10 protein-coding genes are annotated in these 17,274 nt (G+C 53.3%); 9 read left to right on the top strand and 1 reads right to left on the bottom strand.

From position 1 onward, the window contains the following. Positions 1-343: 343 nt before the first annotated feature. From OXH16_01155 to OXH16_01140, 4 genes are all read left to right on the top strand, one after another. On the top strand, positions 344-3,550 hold the full coding sequence (locus OXH16_01155; protein MCY3679974.1) for a TonB-dependent receptor: 3,207 nt from the start codon (positions 344-346) through the stop codon (positions 3,548-3,550). Positions 3,551-3,631: 81 nt separating this feature from the next. Beyond that, complete coding sequence (locus OXH16_01150; GenBank protein MCY3679973.1) at positions 3,632-5,788, top strand: hypothetical protein; 2,157 nt, start codon at positions 3,632-3,634, stop codon at positions 5,786-5,788. Positions 5,789-5,803: 15 nt separating this feature from the next. After that, positions 5,804-6,916, top strand: coding sequence for a PorV/PorQ family protein (locus OXH16_01145; protein MCY3679972.1), 1,113 nt, complete (start codon positions 5,804-5,806; stop codon positions 6,914-6,916). A 145-nt stretch (positions 6,917-7,061) separates the two neighbouring features. Beyond that, the gene (locus OXH16_01140; protein ID MCY3679971.1) at positions 7,062-9,791 is read left to right on the top strand and encodes a GWxTD domain-containing protein; all 2,730 of its coding nucleotides are present in this window, start codon (positions 7,062-7,064) and stop codon (positions 9,789-9,791) included. A 3-nt stretch (positions 9,792-9,794) separates the two neighbouring features. On the opposite strand, the gene OXH16_01135 is transcribed toward OXH16_01140, so the two are convergent. After that, a complete protein-coding gene (locus OXH16_01135) occupies positions 9,795-10,814 on the bottom strand; it encodes a tetratricopeptide repeat protein (protein MCY3679970.1) in 1,020 nt (339 codons plus the stop codon). Between the two features lie 88 nt (positions 10,815-10,902). Between OXH16_01135 and OXH16_01130 the strand changes: the two genes are divergently transcribed. The 5 genes from OXH16_01130 to OXH16_01110 all read left to right on the top strand — a co-directional run. After that, positions 10,903-13,407: an MBL fold metallo-hydrolase gene (locus OXH16_01130; protein ID MCY3679969.1), complete on the top strand. Its 2,505-nt coding sequence runs from the start codon at positions 10,903-10,905 to the stop codon at positions 13,405-13,407. A 48-nt stretch (positions 13,408-13,455) separates the two neighbouring features. Beyond that, entirely contained in the window at positions 13,456-14,589 is a 1,134-nt protein-coding gene (locus OXH16_01125) for a hypothetical protein (GenBank protein MCY3679968.1), read from the top strand. Between the two features lie 489 nt (positions 14,590-15,078). Then, positions 15,079-15,852, top strand: a complete 774-nt coding sequence (locus OXH16_01120) for a hypothetical protein (protein MCY3679967.1) — start codon at positions 15,079-15,081, stop codon at positions 15,850-15,852. Between the two features lie 15 nt (positions 15,853-15,867). Then, complete coding sequence (locus OXH16_01115) at positions 15,868-16,623, top strand: formylglycine-generating enzyme family protein (protein ID MCY3679966.1); 756 nt, start codon at positions 15,868-15,870, stop codon at positions 16,621-16,623. Positions 16,624-16,668: 45 nt separating this feature from the next. Further along, positions 16,669-17,274: hypothetical protein (locus OXH16_01110; protein ID MCY3679965.1), on the top strand; the 606-nt coding region annotated here is incomplete at its 3' end.

Genomic DNA, 17,274 nt, shown 5'->3' with positions numbered 1-17,274 from the left:
GATCAAGCCTTAAAAAACAATATGTTATGGATATTATTTACATATTCTGTGTTGGTGCATAATACTTGACAGGGTTTGAGGCGCATATTAAATTGGGCAATTGTTGATTTATTGGAAATTATAGTTTATAATGATTAATATCACAGACCGAAAGGAGGTGGGGTGCTCAAGCCCGCTTTTAAAATTTACAGGGGGGGGATTATAAGGAGGTGATGTCCAAGGGCTTGTCGATAGTATTTTGTAAGTTGTAGCAGGTAGTCAGGAGAAGTTTCTCGGGATGAGCCAGGGTGGCTTTTCCCTTGTCTTTCCCATAGCCGGGGGAAGAAAAACAAAGGAGGAGTTTATGTATCGTTTAAGAGCCGGGTTTATAACCTTGCTTGCCATTGCGCTGGGGTTTGGGCTGACGTATCAGGCCGATGCGCAGACCACCACGGGTAAAATTTCGGGTCGCATTACCGATTCCGGCACTGGCGAACCTCTGCCGGGAGCCAATGTGGTGATTGTGGGTACCAGAATGGGTGCCACGGCAGATGTCAATGGTGAATACTTTATCATTCGCGTCAACCCGGGCGTGTACGAAGTTACCGCGTCTCTGGTGGGTTATCGCGCTGTGACGCAGCGCGATGTGGCGGTTTCAATTGACCGCACCACGCCGTTGGATTTCTCGCTTGGCGAGACAACGGCAGAGTTGGCAGAGATTACGGTGACGGCAGAGCGTCCACCGGTTGAGATGGATGTGTCTTATACGCAGGTGATTATGTCTGCCAAAGAGATCGAGTCCCCGCCAGTGGGACCCCGGTTGCGCGATGCGTTTGCCACGCAGGTGGGTGTGGATACGGATAGCTGGGGTTTGAATATCCGCGGTGGCAACGAGACCGAGATCGTTTATATGGTTGACGGCGTGAGTATGAAAGACAGTCGGGACAACCGTGCTTATTCGTCCTTTTCCAAGACAGCACTTCAGGAGGTTCAGATTCTGAAGGGCGGGTTCAATGCCGAGTACGGCGATGTGCGCAGCGGTGTGATCAACGTGGTCAACCGCGAGCCTCGCGCCTGGACGACGGCTGGCGACCTGCGGTGGAGTCCCGCAGCGAATAAGTATTTTGGTCCCACCATGTACAGCACCGATAACTGGTGGGATGTGGGGCGGTTCCAGAGCATGTCGGCGACTGCCGATAGAGATGGCGACGGCAATCCGGATTTCGCTGGCTGGAATCAGATATTTGCAGACAGGGGCGGACCTGCTGGCGAATGGAAAGCCGGTCCCTTCGAAGATGTGATTTCGACGCCTCAGCAAGCCAAGGGTATCTGGGACTTCCAGCATCGGAAGGTCGGCGGAATCGCGACCGAAGCCAGTGGCATAGGTCCTTTTGCACAGGATGAGGATTATCCGTATCAGCAGAATTTCGACGCCACAGACCGCGATGCGGATTATACCTACGATGTGACTGTTGGCGGTCCGCTCGTACAGGACAAGGTGTCGTTCTTGCTTTCCACGCGCCGGGAAAAGTCGGCTTATACGTGGACGATGGCCGTTCCCAATTATCGCGATGATACCTGGCAGGCCAAGGCGATCTTTACGCCCACAGCAACGACCAAGCTGTCTTTGGGCTTCCTGAAGGGCTGGTCTCAGGGCGCGAAGTACGGGAACTTTTTGGGCACATTTGCCCGCACGCCTGCTTTTGAAGTGAGCAATTTGCGCACGCGGAATATTTTTGCGATGGGTTCGGGCAGCAATATCGAAACGATCAACCGCCGGTATGGTACGTTGACGTGGACGCACACGCTGTCTCCCAGGACGTTCTACAATTTGTCTGTGCGCGTGGGTAAGGCCGACTTTGAGGCTTCGTGGCAACCCTTGCAGAAGCGCGGTGTGCCCGCAGCAGCGGTATATCCAGATGGCCGCGTTGAGGAAGTTACCGAGAGCAGCTATCAGGCGGCTCAGGCCGCCGGTGCCGTGATCCTGGACGAAGGTCCCAAGGGCTTTACGTATAAGCCTGGAACCTTTGACCTTTTGGGTGCTTATCGCATGCGCGGTGGCGACGGCAACCCGGCGCGTTCGGGCGACTGGTCTTATACCTGGGAAGACGATTACACTTTTGATATTACGTCTCAAGTAACGCCGAATCATCAGATCAAAGCCGGTGTGCAGGTGCATCACTTTTTCCTGCGCGAGGTCCGCGGTTTTGCATCTTCTGTACAGGATCCGAGCCTGGAAGACGTCAATTTCCGTCCGGGCAATATCGACGATCCCGCCAATATGGAAGTGACGGATACGGCTGACTTTCACAATTACTGGGTCCGCACACCGCTTTACGGCGGCGTGTTCTTGCAGGATCGCATGGAGTATCGTCAGATTGTGGTGAATGCGGGTCTGCGCCTGGACTTCCACCGTCCGGACAAGTACTTCGACATTCCCAACGAGGTACACGCCGAGTGGATGGGCTCCAATGCCGTGCTGCTGTATTCCAAAGCAGAGGCCGTGCGCCCGCCCACAAAGTGGAAGCTGAGTCCTCGAGTTGGTATATCACATCCGATTACTGCAGAGAGCAAGCTGTTCTTCAACTACGGTCACTTTGCACAGATTCCGACCTCTGTGGATTTGTATCAGACGCAGAGCGGTCTGGGTGAGCCTTTGGAGCAGTTCGGCAATCCGTGGCTGGATATGCCCGTGACAATAGCTTATGAACTGGGCTATGAGCGGAATTTCGCCAATCAGTATCTGTTCAACGGCACGGTGTTCTTCAAAGACATCGAGAAAGACACGGAACGGGGAAGAGTGTATATCCAGAATACCACGGGTCGCAGTACGCGCTTCCACATGAATGGGAATGTGAAGGATATTCGCGGTTTCGAATTGTCTGTGCGCAAGGCGCGCGGGCAGTTTGTGACGGGCTTTTTGTCCTATGAGTTCCGCGCCGAGCGCAAGCGCATCGTGCGCTGGGAGCGCATCTACGACGTACAGACCGTATCGACCGCGCCCTTCCGCTTGATCGAGAGCAGCCCCGCTGGTGCGAATCCTCGCTTTAAGGCGCGACCGATTTTGAAGTTTGGCCTGAATTTCCGCACGCCGCTGGATTACGGAGGCGAGCAGCACATGTTGAAAGGCGGCTGGGAAGCCAACCTTTATTACCGCCATCAGGCGGGGTCGTGGTTCAACTACAACCCGTCCAACGACGTGGCACTGCGCTCTGTGGATAACGCACAGTGGCAGTCAACCAGACTTCTGGATTTGCGCTTTGCCAAGATGTTTGACGTAAAGATGGCGCCAACGGTTTATCTGGAGATTCGCAACCCGCTCAACTTCAAGAATGTTACCACGACTTCTACGTCCCGGATATGGGATACGCGATCCCATCTCGGCGACAGTTCGGGCAATAACTTTAAGAGGTATATGGAGGCATTGGGCTGGACCGTGGATGCGAGCGGGAATCTGCAAGAAGGCGACAAGCCGGGCAAAGAACTGGATGAGAGTGTGATGTCGCAGCGGTCGTATTTGTTCTATATCAATCCGCGAGATATCCACCTCGGCGTGCGCTGGTCCTTCTAATTTTGAGACCTCTTCCGGTTCCTTCCGCACGAGGGGGGAACCGGGGAGGTTTGCAATCTGTTTTTCAGGAGATAATCTGTTATGATGAGACGATATGTACCCCTTCTGATAGTTCTGGGATTGCTGGTCTCTTCGGGAAGTGCTTTCGCACAAAATCCAGGACGGAACTGGGGCACGCACTGGCCCGGCGGCCTGAACGAGGGGCGCACCAACCCGGATATCAACTACCTGGTCGCTCGAAACTGGGGGCTGAGGTCGGCGATTATTATGGATAATTTCAATATGCCCAGCTACTCTGCGCATTTTCCAGAACTCGCCAATACCAGCATTCCCAAGTATGTCAACGACGGTACGGATGACCTTGCCGATATTTCGAGTTCTTTCTTCAATGCGGTGGGCAAAGGATCTCCCAAGGCATTTCGCATTGCGCCACCTCTGCTGATTCAGGATGGATCAGAGATCAAGCGGGAGGCATGGACAGTTTTTGATACCCGCTTTGATGGATTACCTGCCGACGCGTTTGAGGGCGTGATTCCCGGACTGGGTTCAGACGTGTATCAAGAAGGTCAGCGCGTCCACACTGGCGGTATCCACCAGAGGACCCAGACGTGGCGATGGGCGAATACAGAAGCCCAGGATATTATTTTTCAGATTGAGACCTTTACGTATCCCGAAAATCCCCGGGTGCCCGATGTGCGCACCGGTGAGCGCGGTACAGACTTGAGTCCGGAAACCCGCGACAAGAATCCGGTGCTGCAGAATTTCCATCTCGGTTTCCACTGGTTTATGCAGGCGGCCAATCGCGGTCCCTCTGGCGGTTCTCACATCACGCCGACTTTTGGGAATGATTCGCGTCCGTTTGACGCGGGGATTGAGCACGGGATTCTCGACGAGGTGAACAACTGGGATGATGAACTCAAGCTGATGTATTCCTACGATGGGAATGCCTCAGACCGCACAGGTACCCGGCCCGATGGCGATGATCGCGGCGAACCGGCACCTGCGGCGGGTGTCGCGAAGTTGGACGAGATCCGCGAGGCACTGGTCGATGCGGGTGAGTTTCTCGAGCCTGAATACAAAGGTCGGGTGTTTTTGCATGTGGATAAGACGCCGGTGAGCGATCCCAATACGCTTTCCGACAACTGGCTGGACAGTATGAATGAGCCTGATATCGAGAATCGGCAACCGCGCGTTGCCCGCTGGGTGCCAGACGCCAGTTGGATTACCACAGATAGTGCGGATATGGGGGCTGTACACGATTTTTACACGCTGTCGAATACGACGCGGGCCGAGCGCGTTAGAAATGTAGCGACGTCCGTTGAGTCTCAGCAAGGATACTGGGAATGGATGGTGACATTTGGTCCCTGGCCCGAACTGAATCCCGGTGAGAGTATTCACATTGTGTCTGCCTGGATTGTTACGGGTCCATCCATCGAAGAGAACAAACGGGTGGGCAGAATGTGGTCGGAAGGCTCTATTTCTTTTGATGAGAAAGAAGCTTTTCTCAACAGTGGATTGGATTCCCTGAAGGCGGCGGTAGATGTGGCGCACAAGGCGTGGAACAACCGCGAGGTAAACTCGGTGGTTGGTTTGCAGCCCGTTTTGCCGCCCACGCCAGATTGGCCCTCACGGATAGAAATAACATCTGGTCCGGATCAAAACGAACTTTCCTGGGCTGCTGTTCCGGGTGCGGCTTCATACCGGGTTTATCGCATGGCGGGTTTTGAGACAAAACCACCCAGTCTGCGAGATGTTTTCACGGTCAATGGCACATCCTACAATGACGATACTGTGATTCGCGGTACGCGGTATTATTACGCGGTTACAGCCGTTGATGCCAATGGTCTGGAGAGCAGCTTTTTTGCCACCCGCACCCTGGGGGATGGCGTGAGTCCATTCCGCGCACCTGGGCGGGATATTACGAGTGTGCGGATTGTGCCTAATCCTTTCCAGATTCAGGGCGGCGATTTAGAGCAAGGTGGATTCAATTTTACGGGTCAGGCCAATAAACTACTATTCGTAAATCTGCCTGCAAGCGCGATCATCCGTATTTTCTCGATAACCGGCGATCTGATTCAGGAGTTTGAGCACACCGCGGGTTCTGGCGATCTGTCGTGGGATCTGATGATCAACGACAATAACCAGTTCCTGGTGTCGGGTATCTACTTTGCCCATATTGAGAGCAGGGACCCCCAGGTTCCGGGCACTCATATCGAGAAATTCATTGTGGTTCGCTAATCAAGGAGGATGATCGTGAAAAAATATATTCTGATTGCGCTATTGTGCGCGGGGCTGATGCCGAGCGATATGTTTGCCCAGGGAAGTGTTGCGACCGGCGTGACCGACAACTTTGAAGGTCGCGCTCGGGAACTGGATCCCGTTGTTCCGGGCTTTGAAGAAGCCGCGCCGACGTTTATCAAGACCGGACAGGCTGGTTTTGCTTTCCTGTCTATTCCCACCGATGCACGCACCGCTGCTCTGGGTGGTGCTGGTGTGGGGTTGATCGGCAGTGGTTCGGCGATTCTTTTTAATCCGGGTGCGCTGGCTTTTATGGAAGGTAAAGAGGCGCATGTCACGTATGTGGATTGGCTCGTCGATACGAAGAGTATGGTGGCTGGCGTTGCAGTGAATATGCCGGGCAGAGGGACGTTCGGTCTTTCGGTTGTGACTTTCGATGCGGGTACTGTCAATGCTACATCCATTGATCCAAACCCCGCTGGCGCCGGATTCAAAGACGAGGGCGAGATTACTACCAGCAATTATGCCATTTCTGCGGCTTATGGTCTTAAAATTACCGACCGTTTTTCCGCAGGAGCGACTCTCAGGATGGCCCATCAGAACCTGGGTACCGGAAATATCTTTTTGGGAGCTTCCAGGCAGACGGTGGATAATTCCAAGAATGCCTTCGCCTTTGACCTGGGCACGTATTTCAATACGGGGTTCCGGAATACGGTGATGGCGATGAGTGTGCAGAATTTTAGCACAGAGGTGGTTTATCAGCGGGAGCAGTTTGAGCTGCCGAGGAATATCCGCCTGGGTTTGCTCATCGATGTGATTTCGATGATGGGCAATACGCCTGTGCCACACCATCTGGATCTGGCTCTGGATGTGAACAATCCCATCGATTTTGATGAGCGTATTCACGTCGGTGCCGAATATACGTATCGCGCAGCGGGGTCCTCGGTTGGCTTTACGCTGCGTGGTGGGTATAAGACCAACCACGATACAGAGGGTATCTCTGCAGGTGGTGGGTTGCAGTTTAAGACCGAAGGTGGGCAGGGCGTGAAGGTGGATTATGCATTCAAGCAGTTTGATAGTGCTTTCTTTTCTTCGGTGCATATCCTCAGCGCTGCTGTTACCTTCTAAGTCGTTGATCGGGGTGGTTCGCCCACGATCACAACGGCGGAGGGACGCTATGTCCTTCCGCCGTTTTTTCATGGCTTGACAGGTGTGCGGGGAAGGGGTATTGTATTTGCCTTCGTGGGGTTATTCTCAGGAAAAGGGTACCAATATGAAGGCTTTTTTAATTACACTTCTCTTTTTGGCAGTTGCGCCTGCTTATGGCGCAACGGTGTTGCTGGAGGATGGTACGGTGTTGAAGGGCGAGATTGTGTCAGAGTCAGAGGATGAGGTAGTGATCAAGTCTTTGATCGGTGAACTTCGAGTGAAGCGGGTACATATCAAAATTTTAGAGCGAGAGGATAAAGCGGGGGAACTGGAGACGGATCAGGAGTTTGCCGGGGCGGAATTGCTGGCGAGTTTTGGCGAGTTTGAAGATCAGGTGGCGGGTTTGATTTTGGGCGAGGTTGCCAGTGCGGATACAGCGGCTTTTTACAAGGCGCTGGATCGGAAGGCGAAGGGTTTGTTTTTGGCGCGGTTCTGGCAGGGGCGCAATCCGCTGATGTTGAAGTATTATTACGGTTATCACTTTGGTCGTCGCCATGTAACGGTGTCGGATGCGTATTTTGAGCGGGGGGGACTGATTCCGAATAAGTATATCACGCGGGCGCAAACACCGGATGAAAAGCTGGTGGCGGAGGCTGCCCGTATTTGCGACCGGATGCTGATTTTACACCCGAATGATGTGGTTGCGATGTGCGCGCTGGGCTATCTTCGTCTGGAGCAGGATGAGGTAAAAGAAGCGGAGGCGTTGTTCTTAAGGGCGATTAAGAAGCAGAGGAAATTTGTGGAGGCGCGCAATGGAAGGGCGCTGGCGGCGTTGAAGATGCCGGGGCAGAAGTCGCGGGCACTGAGGTTGTTCCGCGAGACCTGCGCGATGGACAAGGCATATACGGCGGCATACTATAATCTGGGGATGTGCCATCTGGCGATGGTGGGGATGGATCGGGTGGATCTGGATCACTATTTTGGCAATGTGGTGGCGCTTTTTCCGGGTCATTATGACGCGTATTTTAAGCTGGGCGTTTTTTACGAGTCGCTGCACTATTACGACAAGGCGATGAAAGCGTATTCGCGGCAGATAGCGGTAAATCCCGGTCATCCCATTACGCCTGCGCGTCTGGCGTTTGTGGCGATGCGGCTGAAGAGCGCGGGGGAGAAAACTTATAGTCTGGGTGAGTTGGAGGAGATGGCACAGACAAAGCCGAAGGAGTATTTGCCGCTTTTGGCAGAGATGTATGTTGAGCAGGGGGATTTTGTCCAGGCGCAGGCGGCTTTTGAGCGCTTTTTTCAGTTTTTGGATCCGACAGAGCGGGAGTATTACCAGGATTTGTCTCTGGTGGCGTCTGCCGAGGTGCTTTCCAAAATTCAGGGCGCTTTTGGGCGGTCGCTAACACAGCTTCGAGAGGTTTTCTGGTTGGAGCGGGATCCCACGCCGACGACACAGGTGAACGAGCGACGCGTCGAGCATTATCGGCGGGTGCATTTCGCGCGCTCGAATTTTGCCGAGGGCCTGGAAGAGTGGCACGGGCGGGGGTGGGACCGGCGGGGCGATGTGTATATTCGGCTGGGGCACCCGGATCATCAGAGCTGGTCGGATTATCTGGTGTTTGAGACGGATGAGAAAGTCGCAAAGGTGAAGAATCGCCTGAATATGATGGCTGCAAATGCGCTGGAAGAAGTGTCGCCGAGCAAGCATGTACACGGACAGTCGCGGTCGTCTTATGGTTTTGGGGTGGAGTCTGAGACGTCTGAGTTGCGGGGTGTGCCGACTTTCCCGATACCGCGCAGGCGCAGTGTGATGCTCGATGGGTCTGAATTGGGGTATAAGTGGGAGTCGTGGATTTATGCCGAGATCGGCGGGGGGATCGAGATTACGTTTCTGGATCCGACGGGTAGTGGGTTTTTCGATTTCGCGCCTGTTCCGCCCAATTCGCCCAATCACGCGCTGTGGTCGCGGATGGCGCCCGAGACGGTTGTGGCACAGGTTGTGTCTCAAACGCCTTCGATTTATGTGCACGATTACGGGGGCGATCCTCTGGATCTTTATATGTACACGGCAAATTTCCGGGCATCGGAGCGAGAGACAGCTATGGAGGCGTATATGGGGGTGCCGATGGCTGCTTTGACGCCGTCGGGAAATTCACAGGTGATGCTGGATCGAGACGTGGTGGTCTATGATCGTTCGTTGAGGCCGGTTTTTCGAGATAGCGTGCGGGTGGCTGAGGCGATAAGTAGGGAGGTGGAGAAGGGGACGCTGATGGTGGATCAGGTGCGTGCGGCGCTGTCTCCGGGGCAGTATTTATTGGGAACCCAGGTGCGCGATCCAATAAGCCGAAGAGTTCAGGTGCATAAGACTTATGTCGCGGTCTCATCTTTCCGCGGTGAAGCGTTGGCGCTGAGCGATCTGGAACTGGCGGGGCAGATTGTCGAGGTGGGAGAGCAGGTGGGGAAGTTCCAAAAGGGGGATTTGCAGGTGGTGCCCCTGCCGTCTAAGACTTTTGCGAAGGGGCAACCGGTTTATCTCTATTACGAGGTTTACAATTTGAGCCAGGATGCGTTTGGGCAAACCCGGTACCGCGTGGAGTACAGACTTAAGGGGGTACAGGGTACGGGCCTGATTCGGGGATTGGGACGACTGTTGAGCCAGACTCCGCGGGCCGATGGGGTGCAGATTTCTTATGAGCATACGGGTACCGCGACATCGGAGCCGCTTTATATTGCGCTGGATGTGCCCGAGAATAGCAAAGAGCAGTTGGAGATTGAGGTGGTGGTGACGGATTTAAACAGACCGAATACGCCCAGCGTGAGCAAGCAGGCGCAGTTTTTGCTGGGTGATTAGGGTTTAGTAGATGCGTTTGATGATGTGATATCCGGCTGGGGTTTTGACGGGTCCGCCGACCTTGCCGGGGTCGATTTTTTTTACGGCTTGTTCGAATTTGGGCAGGAGTGTGCCGGGGAGGAATGCGCCGAGGTCGCCGCCCTGTCGCCCGGATGCCGTGTCGGTGGAATAGAGTTGTGCGAGCGCTTCAAATTTTGCGCCTGAGTTGAGTTGTTCGAGGACAAGCTGGGCGTCGGCTTCGGTTTTGACGAGGATGTGTTGGGCGCGCATTTCTCCGGCTTCGCGTGCTCTTTGGAGCGCGTCCATGCGCGTTTTGGTTTCTCGAAGGTTTTCCTGGGCGAGTGCGTGATTGGGTTGGAGACGGACAGCGGTTTGAAAGTGCTGGATGGCGTCTTCATATTGGCCCAATTCGAGGTGCGCACTGCCCATGTTATTGTACGCGTCGGCAAAATTGGGTTTGTATCGGATGGCTTTTTCGTATTGTGGGATGGCATCCCGGTATCTGCCTGCATAAGTGTAAAGTAGTCCGAGGTTGTGGTACACGTCGGCGTAGTCGGGTTTGAGTTTGAGTGCCTGCTGGTAGCTCGCTTCGGCTTCCCGGTGATTGCCAGCCATGGTGTGGGCAGCGCCCATGTTGTTGTGGATTTCGTGGTTGTCGGGGTCGTATTGGATGGCGCGCTGGTACGCGGTTATGGCGCTGTCGAGTTGGCTATGCGCGACATAGGCGACGCCGAGGTTGAAGTGGGCTTCGGCAAAGTCGGGTTTGACGGCGATGGCTTTTTGATATTGTGCAATGGCATTGGCATACTGGCCTTTTCCAACGTAGAGATAACCGAGGTTGTTGAGGGCGTCAATTGCATCGGGACTCAGGGCGAGGATGGCTTTGTATTCTTCGATTGCGAGGTCGATTTTGCCTTCGTGGCGATATTTTTCGGCCTGTTCAAAGTGGATGCGGACCTGGCGTTCAGTGCAGCCGAAGAGCAGGATGGCTAATAGGATTAAAAGATAGGTACGTGGGATCATAGGTGAAGGATGTTGATTTCCGCAATGTGTTGGGTATGGACAGTCTCAGGGGGAAAATAGCGTATTTTGGTTTTTGGGACAACTATTTATGAAACTCCACTTTTTGGGCGGTGCCGACGAGGTCGGTGCTTCCTGTACATTGATTGAGATCGAAGGGCGACGCATTCTGGTGGATGCGGGTATTCGAATGGGGGCTGCACAGGGATCGCAGTTGCCCAATTTTTCTGTGCTGGACGATGTAGGTATGCCCGATGAGGTGCTGATTACACACGCGCATACCGATCATACGGGTGCGTTGCCGGTGTTGGTGAATAGTTTGCCGGCGGATGTGAAGGTGTATTCTACGCCTGCTACACAGGCGATTACACGGGTGTTGTTGTCAGATGCTGTGAAACTGATGGCACAAGACCGGGATGGCGAGTTGCCGCTTTATCCGCCCGAGGCAGCCGATGCGGCATTGGGGCGCATGGTGGATGTGCCGTGGCTTGCGACGGTGCCGATTTGCGATGGTGCGTTGACCGCGACCTGGATTCCCGCCGGGCATATTTTGGGTGCGGCGTTGGTCTATATTGAGGGTGTGCGAGAAAGTGTGTTGATGACGGGCGATGTGTCGGTTGCCAATCAACTGACTATTCCGGGGATGGTTGTGCCGCAGTGCCGACCCGATGTGATGGTGATGGAATCGACGTATGGCAATCGCCAGCACGCGGATCGCACCCAGCAAGAGGCCGCGCTTGCATTGCGCGTGGCGGAGGTGGTTGAAGCGGGCGGTAAGGTGCTGGTTCCCGCTTTTGCCGTGGGGCGTGCCCAGGAGGTTATTCTGATTCTGGCGCGGGCGATGCGGCGCAAGCAGATTCCGGAGTTTCCCGTGTTTGTCGATGGGATGGTGCGGTCGGTCAATGCGGTGTATTCTGCGTTTGGCGATGATCTCGCGCCACAGGTGCGGCGCAGGGCACAGCGCGATGAGGATATTTTTTATTCGGATACTGTGGGGGCGGTGTCGTCACCGGCTGATCGCCGCCGTGTTTTGTCGGGGCCGCCGTGTTGTATTGTGGCGTCTTCGGGGATGTTGGTTGGGGGTGCGTCGAGTTTTTATGCCGAGCATTTGGCTGGCGATGCGTCGAATTTGATTGCTATTACGGGGTATCAGGATGAGGAGTCTCCCGGGCGTGCGCTGTTGGATCTGATGCAGGCGAGGGATCCCGAGGAGCGCGTGTTGATGTTGAATGGTCAGCGCGTGCGCGTATCGTGTCAGGTGGAGCCTTATTCGCTTTCGGCGCATGCAGATGGGGGCGAGTTGACGGGGTTGGTTCAGAGGTTGAAACCGCGTACCTGCTTTTTGGTACACGGCGATGCAGAGGCGCGCGGCGCATTGTCTTCGATGGTGGATGTTTATTTGCCAGAAGGCGTGCAGTTGCCGGAAAATGGCGGTGTGTATTCCGTGGCGGCGATGGGGGCGATGCGACAACGCGGCTATGGTCGGCGCGTTTCACGGGCGGGTATTGCAGGCGGAAGGCCGCTGAGCGATGATACGCTTTCCGAGGTGCACAATTATGTACGGGAAACGGGCGCGAAGGGGCCGTTTCGCGCACAGGAATTGGCGGAGATGTGGTTCGGTACGGAGATGACGACGCCGTCAGAGGTGGAGGCTTTTCGGTTGTTGTTGTCGGCTTCGCGGGCGTTTTTTGAGCCGGATTATCGGCGGGCGTTTTTGTTTTATACAAAAGAGGTGTCAGAAGCCGCCGGGCCGATGGAGATGAATGAGGCCCGTGCGTATATTATGTCGGCTTTTCCGCCCGGTGCGGGATTGTTTAAGTGTAGCGCATACATAGATGAGAGTGTGTATGAATTGGCTTTTTATTTTCCCGATGTGGTTCGAGAGCAGTATGGTGAGATGCTTCTCAGGTTGGAGGATGAGACGGGCTGGTCGCTCAGGTTGCGGGAGACGCCGCATCAGGGTCGGCTTTTTGAAGAGGCGCGAGAGGCAGTGCCCGCGGATGTAAGGGTTTTGAAAGCGCCTGCGCTACATCTGGATCAAAAGGCGGTGGTGTTGGCTGTTGATGTGGGGGGGGTGGATGATTGGGAGCGGGTGAGCGGTGATGCGGCGGCGGGTTTTAAGGCAAAGACGGGTTTTGATTTGATACTGGATTGGCCAGGGGGGGTAAAGACAGAAGTCGCAATTCCGAAGAAGGGAGAGGATGCCTGGGAGATCAATAAAGCATATAGCGAGATCCGAAAGGCGTTTGGGGATCAACCCCACGCGCCGTCAAAAATGGGTCTGAAGAGCGGTTCGTATATTGAAGCGGCTTTTATTTCCTCTCAGGTGGGCAATCGCTATCGCGGGTTGCTGAACGCGGTGGGAGAGAGGATTGGGTGGGAGATTCGGGTGCGTCCGTCTGCCAATCAAGATGAGATTGCCCGGGAAGCGCGCGCAATTACGCCAGAAGCGTGCGTGGTGCGCGGTGCGGCGAAAATTTATCTGAATGAGAATCGCGTGGTGGTGCCAGTGGCGATGGTGCCAGAAGATGCAGGTTCACGCGCAACAGAATTTGAAGAGTGTACGGGTTTTACAATTGAGTGGGATAATCGGTGAGAGGTAGGGGCGGGTTTTAAACCCGCCCCCGTTAATAGGAGAAATAATATGAGTGATTTTCCAAGTCCATTTGCCAATCCGATGCCAGGTGTGCGTATTGTGGAAGGCGCACCGGCGGTTTCGCGACCGAGTAGGGAAGAGGTTGAGGCGTTTCCGGCAGAGGCGGTTAAGTTGCTGGATCAGCGGCAGTCGGCACAGCGGGTTGCTGTGGATAGGTACGCGCTCGATTGGGCAAGGGGACGACATTTTGTGATTGTTGGAGGGACGGGGTTGGGTATTGGCTGTTCGGTGGCAGCGGCTTTGCTGGATTTGGTTGCCGAGAGCGGCAGTCTGACGGTGGTAGCGCGCGATTTGTCGAGGTCGCTGGGATATGCGACGGGTGAAGAGATGCAGATGCGCGCAGATGCGGCAGGTTTTGGCGACCGTTTTCACTGGATTAATGATGGGTACGCTTTGGAGGGAAGGGCGCTGGATAAGATCGTAGATGCGCTCAATGCAGCCGATGCAAAGGATGTGATTTATGTCAATTCTACGGCAGCAGCGAGTTCGGGGATTTTGCCGGGTTATCCTCCGGCATTTGTGAAGGATGTCGATGGAGAGGGTTTGTTCCAGTGGCAGTTGACGCCGTTGTCTGAGCGCGCTGTTGAGGCGACCAAATTTGTGATGGGCGATATGGCTGTGCAGTTTACAGATGTGCTGATGGATTCGGGTATTTCCGTGGCTGTGACGGCTTTTTGCGATTGGCGCGGTAGTTTGGACAAGCCGAGCCGCGATCCAGAAGCGGTGGAATACGGGCGCAATGGCGCGTATTCGACGAGTTTGTATTTGCCCAAGGATGCGATTCAAGCGGCGACTTCTGCGGCTTATGGCACAGGTCGCAAGGTGGTGAATGTGTTTTTCCCGGTGATGCGGACGCGCGCGTTGCCGTTTATTCCGGGCGGTACGACGATGTCTTATGTGTACGATAAATTGATGGAGAGAGCGGGTATTCGGCGGGTGGATGTGCCTGAGTTGGGGTTGGGGATGATAGATGTTATTGGCAAGACGCTGGCGACCGATGATTTTAATCCTTTTCCGCGATTGGACGCGCACGAGATGCCGCTGGATTTGTGGTTTTATGAGGTGGTCAAGCAGTTGAATGAAGATGAGAATAGTCCGTTTTATTACAAGAGATGGTTTTAGGGGGGAGACAGCGAAAAAACGGCACTGGTAAGATCTGTACACCAGGATACACATTGAATAGGTGCATCCATCTGTATGCAGTGCATCCTGGCGGATGCACCTTTCTTATCTTCATATAAATCAAATATTTATTTATATTTTACTTAAATAAGCGGTTATAAGTGCATCCTGGCGGATGCACTTGCGCCAGGATCCCGCAGGTGTAGCACAAATAATTCTTAAATTTTATCTCTTTGTTTTTCAAGCACTTGAGTGTCTTCAAGTGCTTTTTTTTATTTGAAAACGTTTTCTGGCACGCATTTTGCACTATAAAAAGGGGAAGATCGTAAAGACATTCGTTTTTTGCATGAAAGGAGGATAACATGACAACGGAAACGTGACACAAGCTGACTTTGAGCGGTGAATGATAGATACGGCTGGCCTGTCTATACTTTGCGGAGACAGGATAAATACTTTTTGACACGGACAACCCTAACAAGGAGATTATAGATGAACCGTTTTTTAAAACAGTGGACGATGCCCATTCTGGGATTTATTGTGCTGAGTCATGCCGCCGATGCACAACAATCTTTTCGCGCAAAGGCAATTGCCCAGATCGCAGAACAATTTCCCAATAGCGAGAAGTCACCCCAACAGATTTACGACGAAGGACTCATCTGGCATACGGCAAAGATATTTGTCAAACAATTCAGAAATTTCGAGTTGGGGGCATTGACGGGACCCATTGACGAAGATAGCTACCGCACAGTGACGACACAAGTGCCAGGGCCTGTGGGTTCAGTCACTGACAGTTCAGCGACGCCTCCCGGTCCCGGTAATATTCCCGGTGGCATAACTTCAGAGGATACTTCATCCGTTGTCGTGAATGAATCTGACACGACCAGGACCATCACCCAGCGCATTGATCGCCGCTCCATATTCTTCAGTGAAGGGCACGCGGTGACCACAACCGCCGAGCAAGATTATACTGAGGCGGAGCGTCGAGAGATTCGCAAGACCTTTCTGAGTATGTTTGTGGATTTACCCCCGGATGTGCGTATCGTGATTGAACCTGAAAGCATCCAGTATCACGGTCAAACAGCCACGGTTACAGCGCAGTGGAAATACGACATTGTGGGTACTGCCACGCGGTTGAGTCGTCCTTACCAAAACCAGCCTCCGGGTTCCCTCACGTTGCGAATGTTGCGTGTAGGAGACAGTTGGTTGGTGACAGACTTTCGCGGTTTGGTCAATGGATTGAAAACCGGTGTGACAAGTCGCTAAATAGCGGAGGTTGCGATGAGGTGCTTTTGGTGCATTCTGCTTGCGTTTTTCATTCTGAGTTGTGGTGATAAAGGTACAGGACCAGAACCGATAACAGAACCAGAGCCAGAACCCATCCCCAAACCCAGGACCAGTGACCTGATCATTGACCTGCCAGGTGGGGTAAGGATGGCTTTTATATGGGTTGAACCGGCGGACACACTTGGTAAAGGCTATTACCTTGGGAAATATGAACTCACGCAGCAACAGTGGGAGCAAGTGATGCACACCTCACCCTGGCCCCAGAGAGAGGGGCAGGGCTTCACGGAACCAGTTTATCCTGCCTACAATATTTCTTGGTTTGATGCACAAGATTTCGCGAAGAAGTTGACGGACCTTCAAGATGACGGCATCTACCGCTTACCAACCTTCACAGAATGGATATATGCCTGTCGGGGAGGCACAACAACCACCTGGTTTTTTGGAAGTAGCTCTGATTCTCTGAGTGACTATGCCTGGTGGGGCAAGAATGTGGATAGCGCGCAAATCGTGGGTACTAAATTGCCCAATCCCTGGGGATTTTATGATATGTATGGCAATGTGTGGGAGTGGGTACAGGATCACCACGGTGCTTATTTAGTGGGTATATGGACTTATAGAATAGGCGGCAGTTATGATACGACGTCCCCGGCAGACATAATTAGCACGATTCAGATTTTTCACTATAATGCACGCGTTCCAGACGTAGGCGTGCGAATATTGCGAGAAGGACCAAAAGTCTCGCAGCCGTAAAAAAGGTATTGGAAGAACAATCATTAAACATAAAAGGAGAATAGAATGCGTTGTAACAGACCGAAACCTGTTTTTGGGATTTTTCATCTTTTGTGTGGATTACTTATGGTCAGTGTGGTTCTTGGAATAAATGCTATTTCTTCTGTGGAAGCGGTGACGCAGATCGGTCCGGGTGATCGAATCTTTTTTCGCGGAGATCAGTGGGCGAAAAATCGCACCGCATCGCAAACTGGATTTGAGGTGATCCGGTTATCGAGTGCCGAATCACCATCTCTCATGAGCTATGTTAGAGATACCCTCAATCTCAAACTGATGGTTGGATTAGGTCAAGATGTTGTTCCGGATGATAGACTTGTCAATGGTGCAAGACATTGGCCTGGGGATACGATGGAGACCAAACTATCCATATTTCGCGCTAAGTTGGCAAATTGGCTCGGTACACACAGCCTTGATATATCTGCCTTCCATTTTAATCTCGAATATGCGGAGAAATTTTATAAAGAAAGGCATCCCGATAGTACCAGGCGGGTTGATGCATTGAAAGATACCATGACATTAATCATAAAGAATTATCAGCGCACAATCCATGAAGTATGCGATTCACTGTCAATCGATTCATATCCAAAACTCTGGGTTTTCAGTGCAAAAGGA

The organism is Gemmatimonadota bacterium (assembly GCA_026705765.1).
Taxonomy (GTDB): Bacteria; Latescibacterota; UBA2968; order UBA2968; family UBA2968; genus VXRD01.
The sequence above is the reverse complement of the archived record's forward strand: the minus strand, read 5'-3'. Positions and strand labels throughout refer to the sequence as shown.